The 14,546-nt window shown below is 65.8% G+C and carries 12 protein-coding genes; 1 reads left to right on the top strand and 11 read right to left on the bottom strand.

Annotated features, from left to right (window positions below; translation table 11 throughout):
- Positions 1 to 94: 94 nt before the first annotated feature.
- Complete coding sequence (locus VVR85_RS01760) at positions 95 to 451, top strand: hypothetical protein (protein ID WP_368519239.1); 357 nt, start codon at positions 95 to 97, stop codon at positions 449 to 451.
- Between the two features lie 125 nt (positions 452 to 576).
- Here the strand turns inward: VVR85_RS01760 and VVR85_RS01755 are convergent, their stop codons facing one another.
- The 11 genes from VVR85_RS01755 to ruvC form a co-directional block, all read right to left on the bottom strand.
- Positions 577 to 1,131, bottom strand: coding sequence for a DUF421 domain-containing protein (locus tag VVR85_RS01755; RefSeq protein ID WP_368519238.1), 555 nt, complete (start codon positions 1,129 to 1,131; stop codon positions 577 to 579).
- A 148-nt stretch (positions 1,132 to 1,279) separates the two neighbouring features.
- The gene (locus tag VVR85_RS01750; RefSeq protein WP_368519237.1) at positions 1,280 to 3,376 is read right to left on the bottom strand and encodes a bifunctional UDP-sugar hydrolase/5'-nucleotidase; all 2,097 of its coding nucleotides are present in this window, start codon (positions 3,374 to 3,376) and stop codon (positions 1,280 to 1,282) included.
- A 228-nt stretch (positions 3,377 to 3,604) separates the two neighbouring features.
- Complete coding sequence (locus VVR85_RS01745) at positions 3,605 to 5,899, bottom strand: bifunctional (p)ppGpp synthetase/guanosine-3',5'-bis(diphosphate) 3'-pyrophosphohydrolase (protein ID WP_368519236.1); 2,295 nt, start codon at positions 5,897 to 5,899, stop codon at positions 3,605 to 3,607.
- Between the two features lie 47 nt (positions 5,900 to 5,946).
- Positions 5,947 to 6,498 (bottom strand): adenine phosphoribosyltransferase, encoded by a 552-nt coding sequence (locus VVR85_RS01740; protein ID WP_368519235.1) that lies wholly within the window; start codon positions 6,496 to 6,498, stop codon positions 5,947 to 5,949.
- Positions 6,499 to 8,151, bottom strand: a complete 1,653-nt coding sequence (locus tag VVR85_RS01735; RefSeq protein ID WP_368519234.1) for an ABC transporter substrate-binding protein — start codon at positions 8,149 to 8,151, stop codon at positions 6,499 to 6,501.
- A gap of 94 nt (positions 8,152 to 8,245) precedes the next feature.
- Positions 8,246 to 9,412: a protein translocase subunit SecF gene (gene secF / locus VVR85_RS01730; RefSeq protein ID WP_368519233.1), complete on the bottom strand. Its 1,167-nt coding sequence runs from the start codon at positions 9,410 to 9,412 to the stop codon at positions 8,246 to 8,248.
- Positions 9,412 to 11,262, bottom strand: a complete 1,851-nt coding sequence (gene secD, locus VVR85_RS01725; RefSeq protein ID WP_368519423.1) for a protein translocase subunit SecD — start codon at positions 11,260 to 11,262, stop codon at positions 9,412 to 9,414. Before secD ends, secF begins: the two co-directional genes overlap by 1 nt.
- 324 nt (positions 11,263 to 11,586) lie before the next feature.
- Positions 11,587 to 11,934, bottom strand: a complete 348-nt coding sequence (yajC, locus tag VVR85_RS01720; RefSeq protein ID WP_368519232.1) for a preprotein translocase subunit YajC — start codon at positions 11,932 to 11,934, stop codon at positions 11,587 to 11,589.
- Positions 11,935 to 12,001: 67 nt separating this feature from the next.
- Positions 12,002 to 13,099, bottom strand: coding sequence for a Holliday junction branch migration DNA helicase RuvB (gene ruvB, locus VVR85_RS01715; protein ID WP_368519231.1), 1,098 nt, complete (start codon positions 13,097 to 13,099; stop codon positions 12,002 to 12,004).
- Positions 13,100 to 13,142: 43 nt separating this feature from the next.
- Positions 13,143 to 13,760: a Holliday junction branch migration protein RuvA gene (ruvA, locus tag VVR85_RS01710; RefSeq protein ID WP_368519230.1), complete on the bottom strand. Its 618-nt coding sequence runs from the start codon at positions 13,758 to 13,760 to the stop codon at positions 13,143 to 13,145.
- A gap of 78 nt (positions 13,761 to 13,838) precedes the next feature.
- Positions 13,839 to 14,423 (bottom strand): crossover junction endodeoxyribonuclease RuvC, encoded by a 585-nt coding sequence (gene ruvC / locus VVR85_RS01705; RefSeq protein ID WP_368519229.1) that lies wholly within the window; start codon positions 14,421 to 14,423, stop codon positions 13,839 to 13,841.
- Positions 14,424 to 14,546: the final 123 nt, after the last annotated feature.

Genomic DNA, 14,546 nt, shown 5'->3' with positions numbered 1-14,546 from the left:
GGCAGTTTCCTTAAACTGGTCTTGCAAACCCCTGCCCGTATCGCTACTATTTGTAGCGTCTGCAAGTACTCCACGGAATCTAAGGATTTTGATAATGAAGCTTTTCTCCCGTAAGTCCCTGGTTGCTGGTGCGACCGCCATCGCCGTTTCCTTCGCTGGCGTCAACGTTGCCACCGCCGAAGAGAGCACCTCCCAGCCGACCGCCGGCGCCCAGGCTGGCGACAACCAGGACGGCCAGGGCAACGAAGGCCAGACCGGCGACGACAAGGACCAGAACGACAACTCCGGTTCCTCCATCGACGACCTGTCCTCCAGCGAGGGCAAGGACGGCGAGAAGGTCGATCCGGACGAGATCAAGGCTTGGATCGGCGTTGTCAGCGCCATCATCGGTGTGCTGGGCTCCATCTTCGCCTTCATCACCAAGTACGTTGACCTGCCGGGCCAGAAGTAATTCGGCTTGTACTAGCTGCTAGCTAGCACGCTTTATACCCCGTGGTTTTATCCACGGGGTATTTTTTATGCCTTGATTAGGTCGGGGTGCCGGTTCGGCTTTCGGTTGTTGTTCTGTTTTGGAGCTTAGTCTTGGCCGAGGCCCTTGACGTCGCGGAAGACGTCTGGATCCATGGTCTTGCCTTCTTGGATGACGGCGATTTGGCCGGTGGGCTCCAGGATCATGGCTTGGACTTCCTGCGTGCTGCCGAGGCCGGCCTTGCGGATGGCCGAGTAGATATCGGTGTCGCTGACGTGGGCGAAGTCGGCGTTTTCTTCGACCTTCTGTCCGTGGTGCATGATGAGGATGGGCTTGCGGTCGATGAACCGCGACCAGCCCACGGCATTGCGCAGCACGCCGAAGGCGGCCTCCAGCCCCATGAGCGTGGCTAGTCCTAGGACGCCGGCGGCCAGTGACGGGGGCACGCCCACGATGACGCGGCCTGCGACGGCGCCGAACATGATGATAATGACGGCATCGGAAGCAGTCATGGAGGTCAGCACGCGGGAGCCAAAGACCTTCACCAAGAGCATGAAGGCCAGGTAGATTCCGATGGAGGCCAGGATGACGATCGGGATGCGGTGCCACTCCAGCCCCAGCTGGTAATAGGCCTCGTCAAGTAGAATTTGCTGCCAACTCACGTGCCCTAGCTTAGTCGCTGATAGGTACGGGTATGGCGACGCCGGTGGTTGTTGCTTGGCTGCGGTGGTGCGAACGAAGGCCCTGGGGTAATCCCCAGGGCCTTGTTTTTGTGGTCGCGCTAGCGTTTGGGCCGCGCGGTGGGCGGGCTTAGAGGCCGAACTGCTTGCGCAGGTCCTCAATCATCTTGCGGACCGGGGCCGGCAGGGTGATGATGCCGGTGCCGATCGCGCCCATCAGGCCGGCGACCAGAGCGACGATAACGCCCGCGCCGATGCCGACCGAGGACAGCAGCGAGTCGCTGGAGCCGGAGCTCAGGCTGGAAGTGGAGCTCTGGCTGGAGCCGTTGTCGCTGTTGTCGGTGTCGTCGTCGTTGTCATCACCGTCGTTGCCGTTGCCGTCGGCGGCGCCGACGGTGACCGGGATGATGACTTCGGTGCCCTGGTCGGTGGTGACCTTGAGCTCCTGCTCGCCGGAGAGGTCCGCCGGGACGGTCAGCTCGACGGTGGCGCGGCCGCGCTCACCCATCTGGTCGTCGCCGTCCTGGCGGGCGTTGTCGATCTCCGCCTCGGCAGTGGCCTCACCCAGGGAGACGGTGGCGGTCTTGGCCATCGGCTCGCCCTCGCTGGTGTAGTTGAGGGAGGAAAGCTCGACGGTCAGCTTCTCCCCGGCCTTCGGCTCGCCGGACAGGTGCACGCCGACCTGGCCCTGGCCGGTGCGGACATCGGCCTCGCCGCTGGCGATGAAGTCGATCATCGCCTGGGTGTCCATGTAGCCCACATCCACGATGTCCTTGACCTGATCCTCGGCGAAGAAGCCGTCGCCGCCGCCGGCCAGGAAGGTCAACAGCGCCACGGTGTAATTCTTCTCCAGGTCGAGCGGCTCGCCGTTGATGATGACCGACTGGACGCGCTCGCCCTGCTCCGCCTGCGGGTCGTAGGCCACGGAGACGTTTTCCGACAGGCCCAGTGCCAGGCGCGGGCGGGAGTTGCCCGGCTGCCACTGGTTCTCCAGGGCGTCGACCAGGTCCTGGCCGGTGATGGTGCCGTAGGCGATGGAGTTGCCGAAAGGCTGGACCTCGAAGATGTCCTGGTAGGTCACCTTGCCGCCCTTGAGGTCGGCGCGCACGCCGCCGGCGTTCATGAGGCCCAGGTCGATGTCCTTGTCGACCTGCTTGGACATGCTCACGCGCTGGCCCTCAGCGATGAAGTTGTTCAGAGTGGACTCGACGCCGCGGTTGGAGCCCGGCTCCTTGCCCTCGTCGGAGCCGCGGAACATGGCCTGCGGGGTCTCGCCGGCTTCCTCGGCGCCCTTCTCAGCGGCCTTGTCCTTGGCCTCCGCCACCAGGCCCGCGATCTCCGCGTGCGGCTCCAGAGCTGCCGCATCCGTGTAGTCGTACTGGGTCAGCTCCACGTCGGTGAGCTCGCCGGCGGTCTTGTCGTAGGTGAAGTCCACGTCGTTGAGCACCTTGCCGTACTCATGGCCCTGGGCCCAGTGCAGCGGCAGCGCGCCCTCGCGCTCGACGGTGCCCTGGGAGCGCACGTGGGAATCGCCGCCGAAGAGGACGTCGACGTCGTTGTTGAAGCCCTCGGCGTACTGCTCGGCGTCCTCGTGCATCAGCGCTACGACGACGTCGGCCTCGCCCGACTCCTTCAGGCGGGTGGCTTCCTTGTTGGTGGCCTCGACCGGGTCGGTGAAGGTAATGCCCTCGATGGCGCTCGGGGCAACCTTCTCAGCGGTCAGCTGGGTCACGGTGCCCACGTAGCCGATCTTGACGCCGTCGATCTCGGACACGTGGGAGGCTTCCATCGCCGGCTGGCCGTCCTTGAGGACGTTGGCGCCCAGCACCGGGTAGTCGGACTTCGGGATGATGCGATCGGTCAGGTCATCAAAGCCCTGGTCGAATTCGTGGTTGCCCACGGCGCTGGCCTCAACCCCCATGGCGTTGAGGACCTGCAGGGTGTACTCGTCGTCGGTGATGGCGGAGACGAACGCGGAGCCGCCGACGTTATCGCCCGAGGTGGTCAGGTCGTAGTTCTGGTCCTGGTTGACCTGCTCGACCAGGCTCATCAGCTTAGCGGCCCCCAGTTCCGGATCCGCTTCTTCCAGGTGGCCGTGGAAGTCGGTGAAGTTGGACACCGAGAAGCTGACCTTGTCCTCGGCGAAGGCGGCCGGAGCGCCCTGCAGGGCGACGGCGGTGACGGTGGTGGCCGCCACGAGGCGGCCAATGCGACGGAAGTTACTCATGGGAGTTCTCCTGCGAGACTTGGGAAAAAGGGACTTAGAGACAAGTCCCTTTATAAGCCCGTGACCAAGCCCCCGCAGCGCCCCCGGCGGTAGGTCGAGGCTTCCCCTGCGGTGTTAACCTGCCCGCGGCGCAGAGTTCACCTGCAGGTCACCGGACGGGGGCACTGCGCTCTCCCCTGCCGCGGGCTCCCCTGTCGCCCGCGCCGAGGGGCCGCGGTGCGCGCGGGGTTAGGCGGTGACGCGGTAGACGTCGAAGACGCCCTCGGTGTTGCGCAGCGTGGTCATCAGCTGTCCCAGCTGCTTGGTGTCAGAGACCGAGAAGGTGAACTTCAGCGTCGCGATGTGGTCATCGCCCCGGTTCGAGGTCATCGACAGCACGTTGAGGTTCTGATCGCTGAATATCCGCGTGATTTCAAACAGCAGGCCCTGGCGGTCCAGGGCCTCCAGCTGCAGCGTGGCCGCGAAGGCGCCGGAGGCCGAATTGCCGCTGGCCCAAGAGACGTCCATCATGCGCTCCGGCTGGCTGCGCAGCTTCTCCGCGTTGGTGCAGTCCACCCGGTGCACGGAGACCCCGCCGCCGCGGGTGACGAAGCCGAAGATCTCGTCGCCGGGCACCGGCTGGCAGCACTTGGCCATCTTCGCCATCACGTCCGGGCTGCCTTCGACCAGGATGCCGGTGCCGGAGGAGGAATCCTCCGTCTCCTTGGTACGGGAATTCTCCAGCGCCGACAGCGGGGTGCGATCGGCCAGGGCCTCGACCGCGTCGTCCCGGTCGCCGAACAGGGACGTTAGCTGGTTGGCCACGTGCTGGGCGGAGACATTGCCCGAGCCGATGGCCGTATACAGCGAGTCCACGTCCGGGTAGTGCAGCTGCTTGGCCACCTGCTTCATCGAGCTGGCCGTAAACAGGCGGTAGAGCGGCAGGCCGCCGCGCTGGACCTCCGTGGCCAGGGCGTCGCGGCCGGCTTCGAGGTGCTCCTCGCGGCGCTCCTTGGCGAACCACTGGCGCACCTTCGCCTTCGCGCGCGGCGAGACCAGGAACTCCTGCCAGTCGCGCGACGGGCCAGCGTTGGCGTCCTTGGAGGTAAAGATCTCCACCTTGTCGCCGGATTTCAGCGTCGATTCCAGCGCCACCAGCTTGCCGTTGACCTTCGCCCCGATACAGCGGTGGCCGACCTCGGTGTGGACCGCGTAGGCGAAGTCGACCGGCGTGGATCCGGCCGGCAGGTTGATGACGTCACCCTTCGGGGTAAAGGCGAAGATCTGCTTGGCGGACAGGTCGTAGCGCAGCGAATCCAGGAAGTCGTTCGGATCGGCTGCTTCCTTCTGCCAGTCGAGCAGCTGGCGCATCCACGCCATCTGGTCGACCTCTTCCTGGTGGCCAGAGTTTTTGCCCTTGGTCTCCTTGTAGCGCCAGTGCGCGGCCACGCCGAACTCGGCGTTGTAGTGCATCTCGTGGGTGCGCACCTGCACCTCCAGCGAGGAGCCACCGTCGGCTAGCACCGTGGTGTGCAGCGACTGGTAGACACCGAAGCGCGGCGAGGAGATATAGTCCTTGAACCGGCCCGGCAGCGCCGAGTAGAGGGCATGGACCACGCCGATGGCGGCGTAACAGCTGTTGATGTCCTCGACCAAGATGCGGATGCCCACCAAGTCGAAGATCTCGTCGAAGTCGCGGCCGCGCACGATCATCTTCTGATAGATCGACCAGTAGTGCTTCGGCCGGCCCATCACCTCGGCCTGGATACCGTTCTCCTTGAGGGCGGCGCCGACCTCTTCCTTGATCTGCTTCAGGGCGCGATCGCGCGACGGCGCGCGGGCGGCAACCATGCGCACGATCTCGTCGTACTTCTTCGGGTACAGGATGGCAAAAGCCAGGTCCTCGAGCTCCCACTTGACGCTGGCCATGCCCAGGCGGTGCGCCAGCGGGGCAATCACGTCGAGGGTCTGGCGGGCCTTCTTCGCCTGCTTTTCCGGCGGCAGGAAGCGCATGGTGCGCATGTTGTGCAGGCGGTCGGCGACCTTGATGACCAGCACGCGCGGATCCTGGGCCATGGCCACGATCATCTTGCGGATGGTCTCGGCCTCGGCGGCGGCGCCCAGCGCCACCTTGTCCAGCTTCGTCACGCCGTCGACGAGCCGGGCGACCTCGGGGCCGAAATCGCCGGTCAGGTCCTCGAGCGAGTAGTCGGTGTCCTCCACCGTGTCGTGCAGGAGGGCGGCGGCCACCGTGGTGGTGTCCATGCCGATCTCCGCGGCGATGGTGGCCACCGCCAACGGGTGCGTGATGTACGGGTCCCCCGACTTGCGCATCACGCCCTCGTGCAGGCGCTCGGCGGTTTCGTAGGCGTTGTTCAGCAGCTCCACGTCTGCCCGCGGATGGAATTCGCGGTGGATGGACAGCAAAGGCTCCAGGACCGGATTGACCTTGGTCCGCCCACCCGTCAGGGAACGAGCCAGGCGGGCGGACATGCTGCGCATGCTAGACCCAGCGGGGCGTTTCGCCGGTTTATCGTGAGTCATTACGCGCCCCTTTCCGAACTAAACTACTAATTAGTTCAGTCTAGCGCTTAATTCTCCTCAGGTGTGCGTAAGACCACCAAAGGCGTACCCGCTAGGCGCTCGCGCCCGCCCAGGCCCTCGACCTCGATGACCACGACGTTGCCGACCACCTCGGCGCCGGCCTGTTCCAGCAGCTGGCGGGCACCGAACAGGGTGCCGCCGGTGGCCAGGACGTCGTCGACGAGGGCGATCTTCTTGCCCTTGAGCTCCGCGCCGTTGGCGGGGATCTCCAGGGCGGCAGTGCCGTATTCCAGCTCGTATTCGGTGTGCAGGACCGGCGGCGGCAGCTTGCCCGCCTTGCGGATAGCCAAGATCCCCACGCCCATCTTGTAGGCGACCGCCGAGCCCAGCAAGAAACCGCGGGCGTCCAGCCCGCCGATCATTTCCGCGCCCAGGTCCTCGCAGGCCTTCGCCAGGCCATCAACCACGACGCTGAAGGCGTCCGCGTCGGCCAGCACCGGGGTCAGGTCCTCGAAGAGAACACCCGGCTCCGGGAAGTCCTGAACGTAACGGATCTTGTCTTGTAGGGCTTCATTAGCGTTGGAGTACTGAGAACTCACTTAATTATCCTTCGATTTCGATTCAGTGGCGCCTTCGGGGATCAGCGCCCACCTGTCCATATTCCAACCGATTCCCGCCAGCCCAGTGTACGGTACCACGTGTTTGACATCGTTGCGGACCACGAAGGTCTTCGGTTGCGCAGCCAGCGGGATGGTCCGCACCGTCTGCCACTGCTCGGCCTCGGCCTTGTTGAGCTCTTCCACATTCGAAATCCGCGGCTCCGCGGTCGAGAATTCGGTGAGCGGATCGATAGGCCCCAGGAAGGCGTCGATGGCGGGCAGGCCCGTTTCCGGATCCGGGTTGAGCATGTACTGCGAGGTGTTCTCCGCGCTCACGTCCTCGACCGTGATCCCGGCCGGCTGGCAGGTCTCCGAGATCTTTTCCACCATGGCCGCATAGCGGTCGTTGGGGCCCAGGTAGCCGATGCGGATGGTCTGCCCGCTCAGCGTCTGGGCGATGGCGTTGTCGGTGCCCACGTGCGGCTCGACGGCCCGCTTCAGGTACTTGCCGATGGGGTCGTTGTGCCACAGGACGTGCTGGTAGACCGGCGGGACCTCCACGCCGGACTCGGCGGAGCTGAGCTTGGCGAGCGCGGCCTGGTCGATGCACTCGGAGAAGGCCCGCCGCGGCTCCTCCTGCGCGAACAAGCCGTACTCCGACAGGACCAGCGACTCGGTCAGATCGCCGACGACCGGCTCAATCTCATAAGGGTTATCGGCCGCGTCGCGGTCCAGCCAGGCAGGGTTCGCCGCGCGGGAGTCAACCACGCCAAGGGTCCCGGCGTCCTTCAGCGCGCCGGAATCCGCGTCCGCGGGCCAGACGGTCACCGGGGCGATCTCGGCCTCGTTGCCGAAGAAGTGCGGGTTGCGTTCCAGGACCACTTCCCCGCTCTCGCCCACGTGGTCGATGACATACGGGCCAAAGGAGACCTGCAGTTCCGGATCGAACTCGGCCAACTGGAAGTCGAAGCGCCAGATGCGCGCGACCTCCTCCAGCACCGTGGGATCCTGCGAGTACAAGGCGTTGGTCAGCTCCTGGGAGTCCATGCTCAGCTTCTTGGCGATAGCGTGGGCCGGCATCACCGTGCCCGGTCCGAACAGCCCGCGCCAGCGCTGGCCGGTGCCCGGGGCGAAGACGACCTCGAAGACCTTGTTCTCCGGTGCGCACTTGAACTGCTGGATGTCCTGGGCCAGCGGCATGTGGGAGCCGAAGGTTTCCTGCATGGTGCCGGCCGTATACGCCAGCAGGTAGTCCACGCAGGTCACCGGCTGGCCGTCGGAGAATTTCGCGTCGTCGCTGAGCGTGTAGAGCACCGACTTGGACTCGTCCTCGGAGCCGGGGTTGAGCTCCTGGGCCTGGACCAGGTCCGTGTTCGGGATCATCTGCCCGCGCGGGCCCGGCACGAAGGCGGCCGGGTACAGGCGGCTGGACAGCTGCGCCACGCTGCCGGCGGAGCCGAAGGCGGTGCCGGCGTTGGTGGTCACCAGCTCCGAGGAGGTCTGGTAGCCGAAATGGTCGCTGGAGGCGGTGCCTTCCTCCTCGGCCGGCTCCTCCCCCTGCCCGCAGGCTGCCAGGCCCAGCGCCAGGCTGGCGGCCAGGCCCGCAGCTGCCAGACGCCACCGCGTTGGATTCTTGTTGACTCCACTTCCCATTTCGGGCTAACTCCTACCTGAGACTACCGATTGCAAAACCCCGGGGGTCAAAGCCCCCGGGGAGAGAAACTGACCGTGAACTACCTAGGCCGGGCTACTGTCCCGGGCGCCAGGTGGCGCCGGAGCCGGTAGTGCCCTCGCCGGGGCGCGGGCCGTGGTCGTCGCTGGATTCGGCGATGTCGTCGTTAGCCGACGCCGTCACCGGAGAGGCCACGGTGCGCTTCGCGCCGCTTTCCTCGGGGTCGAGCTCCTCGTCAGCCTCGCCCGAACGGTAGCGCTCCACCTCGGCGTTGTGGCGGCGGAATTCCTTCTTCCGGTTGACCATGCTGACCAGCAGCGGGGTGGCCAGGAACAGAGAGGAGAAGATGCCCTCGATAACGCCGATGAGCTGGATCAGTGCCAGGTCCTTGAGCGTGCCGATGCCCATCAGCCAGACCGCGACCACGAAGAGGGCGATAATCGGCAGGGCGGAAATCACCGAGGTGGAGATAGAACGCATCACGGTCTGGTTGATGGCCAGGTTGGCCTGTTCGCCGTAGGTGTGTTTGCGCTGCCCCAAAATGCCCTGGGTGTTCTCGTTGACCTTGTCGAAGACGATCACGGAGTCGTAGATGGAGAAGGTCAGCACGGTCAGCAGACCGATGATGACGGCCGGGGAAACCTCGAGCCCGAACAGGGCGTAGATGCCGGCGATGATGACGCCGTCGACAATCAGCGCGAGGATGGCTGCGAACGCCATGGTGCGCTGCAGGCGGATGGCAACGTAGACGGTCGCCGCGATGAGGAAGACCACCATCGCGATGATCATGCGCTCGGTAATCGAGGAGCCCCAGGACTCAGAAACGGTGGAGGTACCGATGGCGTCCGGGGTGGCCTCGCCCTCGGCGTTTTCCGGCTGGTACTCCTCGTAGATGGCCTGGCGGGCGCTGTCGACCTGCTCCTGGCTCAGACGCTCAGAGGTGATCTCCAGCGTCTCGGAGGCGCCGGAGCCGACGATCTGGACCTGCTCGGGCTCCACGCCGGTGACTTCCTCGAAGGTCTGGCCGACCTCCTCTTCCACCAGGTCCGCGGCCGGCATGGTTACGGTGGTGCCGCCCTCGAAGTCCAACGAGAGGCTGAACCCGCGGATGAGGATAGCGGCGATGGACACGACCAGCAGGCCGATGGTGATCGAGTACCAGAGCTTCGTCCGGCCGATGAAGTCGATGCCGCCCTCGTCGGAGTAGAGGCGATCCAACCGGGAAATCTTGTTCTTAGCCATTAGTTGTTCTCCTCGCCCTGCTCGGTGCGCTTGCTGCGCGTGCTGCGTACGGTGCGCTCGGTGTGCTCAGGCTTCGTGTCTTGAGCGTCCGCGTGCTGGTCGCCGCGCGGTTGCGTCTTACCATAGTGGCCCTTCGCCCGGTTTTCCTCGGCCAGCGCGAAGATGCCGCCCAGGCCGTTCATGGACGGCTTGGCGAAGACCGGCTTGCGGGCGGCCAGCATCATCAGCGGCGCGGTGATGAGGAAGGAGACGACCAGGTCGAAGACGGTGGTCAGGCCCAGGGTGAAGGCGAAGCCCTTGACCTCGCCGATGGCCAGGAAGTAGACGACCACGGAGCCGATCAGCGTGACGGCGTTACCGGTCACGATGGTGGTTCGCGCCCGCTCCCAGGCCTTGGTGGTCGCCGAGCGGAAGGTGCGGCCTTCCAGGATCTCGTCCTTGATGCGTTCGTAGTAGACCACGAAGGAGTCGGCCATGGCGCCGACACCGATGACCAGGCCGGCGATGCCGGACAGGTCCAGCGAGTAGCCGACCCAGCGGCCCAGCAGCACCAGGGAACCGTAGGTCAGGGCCATGGCGCCGACCAGCGTCAGGAAGGAGACGAAGGCGAAGGCGCGGTAGTAGTAAATCGAGTAGGCCAGGACCAGAATCAGGCCGACCAGGCCCGCGATGAGGCCGGCCTGCAGGGCGGCGTGGCCAAGCGACGGCGGGACCGTCTCCGTGGTGCCGCCCGGCTCGCCGTTCTCGCCCACGAAGGACAGCGGCAGCGCACCGTAGCGCAGGTTGTTGGCCAGCGACTGCGCCTCTTCCTGGCTGAAGTCACCGGTAATCGAGGTGGCCGAGCCATACGGGGTCGCGCCCTGAATCTGCGGCGCGGAGATGACCCCGGAGTCCAGGGTGATGGCGATCTGCTTATGCAGGTACTCCTCGGTGAGCTTGGCCCAGGTGGCCGAGCCGTTCGGGCCGTCGCCGGTCTGGAAGGAGAAGCTAATCTGCATCTGGCCGGTGTCCGGGTTCAGGCCGCCGTCAATCGGGGAATCCGTGTCGATTTCCGAACCGGTCAGGCGGGTGCCGTTCGGGTCCTCGACGCCGTCCAGCAGCGGGGCCGGGTCCAGGATGTACGGCATGCCCTGCGAGTAGTCACAGGTCACCAGTGGCTTGGCGGGGTCGTCCGCGCCCGCCAACGGGTCCGTGTCCTGGGTGCAGGTCATCAGGGCCGAGGCCGCGGACAGCGTGGTCGGGTCCTCCGACTGGCGGTCCTTGAGCAGCATGTCGGTCATCTCTTCGCGGCGCTCCGCCTGCTCCAGGGAGTTCCCCGGTTCCGGCAGCGGCTCGGCGCTGACTTCCTTTTGATCCACCTTGGTGTTGTTGGAGCCCTGGCCCTCGGCCTGCTCGTTGGCCTGGTTGATGGCGTCGGAAACGCGCTTCAGGGACTGGTTCGCCTCATCCTTGCTCAAGACGCCGTACTTGACCCAGCGGTTGGCCATGTCTTCCATTTCGGGCAGCAGCTTGGTCATGTCCGGGGTGGGCTGTTCGGCCACCGGGCGGAAAAGCAGCTGCGAGGTCTGGCCCACCGACTGCGCTTCCTGGGTGTCCTCGCCCGGGACGGTAATCACCAGCGTGTTGCCGTTGATAACGACCTCGGAGCCGGACACGCCCATGCCGTTGACGCGCTGTTCCAGGATTTCGCGGGCCTGTTGCAGCTGGTCCTGGGTCGGTTCTTCGCCCTGCGGGACCAGCGTGACGCGGGTGCCACCCTGCAGGTCGATGCCGAGCTTGGTGCTGGCGGTGCGATCGCCAGTAAAGAATACGAGCGCCCACACCGCCAGCAGGATGACGACGAAGAGCATGATGGCGCGCTTCGGCCATTTCCTACTGGCGTTGTTGATGGCGCCTTTGTGAGGAGCGGACACGAATACAATCTCCTGTGCATTGCAAGTTACAGGGCTAAGTAAAAATCGCTGCCTTTAACGGTGAAAGGAGCGAACACGATCCATCATGGTACGTCATATCGCTGGCAAAACCTCAACAGGGAGCCAGAAAAGTGCCTAGTGTGACCATGACAACGATCACAGTGCGGGGAAAACAGAAAAATCCGCCTGCCGGTGGCGTGCGCTCGGCACGCCTTCGACGGGCGGTGAGTGGAATTCCAGGACGGGCGGGGTCCGCTTGCCCTAGTTCCGCTCGTCCGGGTTGCGCGGGTTGCCTTCGGAGGGGAAGTCGGTCTGCTGCGGATCAGCCGGGGCGTCGCCCACCACGTTCGGGGCGGTGTTGGCCGCGCGCAGAATACCCATCTTGTCGACGGTGATGATCATGCCGCGGGCGACCTCCAGGTCGATATCCCCTTCGCGCACCGCGGTCACGGTGCCGTGGATGCCGCCGGCGGTCACGACGCGCTTCCCCGGGGTCAGCGAGGCCTGGAAGGCGGCAACTTCCTTCTGGCGCTGGCGCTGCTTGCGCATAGCGAAGAAGGTAGGCAGGACTAGAAGGACAACGAGGACGATAAATAGTACTAGTTCCATACCGATCCAGTGTGCCAGAAATTTCAGTTTAGCTGTTAATCAAACGCCGTTTGGCAGTAAGAATCTATTAAAACAGGCCAATCGCCCCGTCGGGCGGGGTCAGCCCTAGGTGCTGCCAGGCCGCCGCCGTGGCCACGCGCCCGCGCCCGGTGCGCGCGATCATGCCGGCGCGCACGAGGTAGGGCTCGCAGACCTCCTCGACGGTCGAGGGCTCCTCCCCCACGGCAATCGCCAAGGTATTCACGCCGACCGGCCCGCCGTTGTGGCCTTCGATGAGCGCGTGCAGGACCGCCCGGTCCAGGCGGTCCAGGCCCATCTCGTCCACGTCGAAGACGGCCAAGGCCCCCTGGGCGGCCGCCAGATCGATCTGGCCGTCGCCGTTGACCTCGGCATAATCGCGCACGCGGCGCAGCAGGCGGTTGGCGATACGCGGGGTACCCCGCGAGCGCGAGCCGATTTCCACGGCGGCCTCCCGCGTGATGTCCACGTCGAGGATCTGCGCGGCGCGCTTGATGACCCGGGTCAGATCCGCGGTGTCGTAGAACTCCATCTGCGCGGTAAACCCGAAGCGGTCCCGCAGCGGGCCGGTCAGCATGCCGGCGCGGGTAGTAGCACCCACCAGGGTGAACGGCGGGATCTCCAGCGGGATGGACGTCGCGCCTGGGCCCTTGCCCACGATGACGTCGATCCGGAAATCTTCCATCGCCATGTACAGCATTTCCTCGGCCGGGCGCGCGATGCGGTGGATCTCGTCGATAAAGAGCACGTCGCCCTCCATCAGGTTGGAGAGCATGGCGGCCAGGTCGCCGGCGCGCTCCAGCGCCGGGCCCGAGGTCATCCGCAGACTGGTGCCCAGCTCCTGGGCGACGATCATCGCCATAGTCGTCTTGCCCAACCCAGGCGGGCCGGACAGCAGCACGTGGTCCGGGGTCACGCCGCGCTTCTTCGCGCCCTGCAGCACCAGGGAGAGCTGCTCGCGGACCTTCGGCTGCCCGATGAACTCGTCCAGGCTCTTCGGGCGCAGGGAGCGCTCGATGTCGCGCTCGCCCTGCTGCGCGTGGCCGTCGACGTCGTCGTTGCGGCTCTCCGCCGCCTGCGCGCTGCCCTGCCGGGCCGATTCTAGCCCGTCTGGCAGCTGAAACTCGGTGCGCTCAATATCTGACATGTCCTAACACCCTACCCGTCGTGAACCCCTGGCGTGCGCCTACTTATTTCTTCCCTAGCCGGGCCAACGCGCTGCGCAGGACCACCGGCGTGGCGGCTTCGGGCTGCTCGGCCACGATTGCCTCGACGGCCCCGGCCGCGGCTTTTTCGGTAAAGCCCAGGCCCACCAGCGCCTCGGTGACCTGCTGGACGACCGGCTCGCTGGCCGCGGGCACCCCGCCGGCCGCCGCGCCGTCACCTACAGCCGCACCGGCCCCGGCGAAGGCGGCCACCTTGTCCTTGAGCTCGAGCGCCAGCCGCTCCGCCATGCGCTTGCCCACGCCCGGGATGGTCTGCAGGCGCTTGGCGTCCGATTGGCTGATCGCCTGCGCCAGCTCGTTGGCCTCCAGCACCGACAGTGCGGCCAGCGCCAGCTTCGGGCCCAGACCGGAGACGGACTGCAGCAGGTGGAACATCTCGCGGTCCTCGGCGGTACCGAAGCCGTAGAGGGTCATCGAGTCTTCCTTGACCACCATAGAGGTCAGCACGAAGGCCTCTTCCCCGCGAGTCAGCCGGCCGAGGGTGGGCGGGGCCGCGTGCACGAGGTAGCCCACGCCCTGGCATTCGATGACGGCGTGATCCAGCGCGATGGAGATGACCTCTCCGCGCAGCGATGCGATCATGGCGGGGTTGTCCTTTCTTCCCGGGGGTAGAGTTCTAGGTTTTTTAGGTTTCGGGCGACGTGGTGCTAGGCCTGCCGCCTAGCCGGACTGGGTGGAGCGGGCGCGCGCCAGGGCTTGCTGTTGGGCTTGCCGCTGGGCCTGGGTCCTCTCCCGCACCTGCTCGGCGCGGGCCAGGGCCGGAGCGCGCCAGCAGTGGCTGACGGCGAGTGCTAGCGCGTCGGCGGCATCGGCCGGCTTGGGTGGCTCGCTCAGCCCCAGGATACGGGTGATCATGGCGGTCATCTGCTTCTTGTCGGCGCGGCCGTTGCCGGAAACGGCCTTCTTGACCTCCGAGGGGGTGTACATGTGCACGTCCAGGCCGCGTTCGGCCGCGGCGAGCACCAAGACCCCGACGGCGTGAGCGGTCTGCATGACCGTGGAGACGTTGCCGCGTTCGAAGACGCGCTCGATGGCCACCACGTCCGGCTGGTACTCGTCCATCCACTCGGCCACGGCCTTGGACAGGCGCAGCAGGCGCTCGGTGAGATCCTTGTCCGCGGGCGTGCGCACCACGCCGACGGAGATGGGGATGACGGCACGGCCCCGGCCCGCCTGTACGACCGACAGGCCGCAGCGCGTAAGGCCCGGGTCGATGCCCATGACGCGCAAGCCCTCCAGGTTCACCGGTCACCTCCGTCACACATATGTTCTAGTACCTTATCACGCATCCTACACGCGCCGTGGCAGGCAGGCCAGCCTGGGTGCCGCGGTTGTTAAGAGCCGGGCAGACACGACCAAGGGCAGCCG

The organism is Corynebacterium sp. LK2590 (genome assembly GCF_040946105.1).
In the GTDB taxonomy this organism is placed as follows: Bacteria; Actinomycetota; Actinomycetes; order Mycobacteriales; family Mycobacteriaceae; genus Corynebacterium.
The sequence above is the reverse complement of the archived record's forward strand: the minus strand, read 5'-3'. Positions and strand labels throughout refer to the sequence as shown.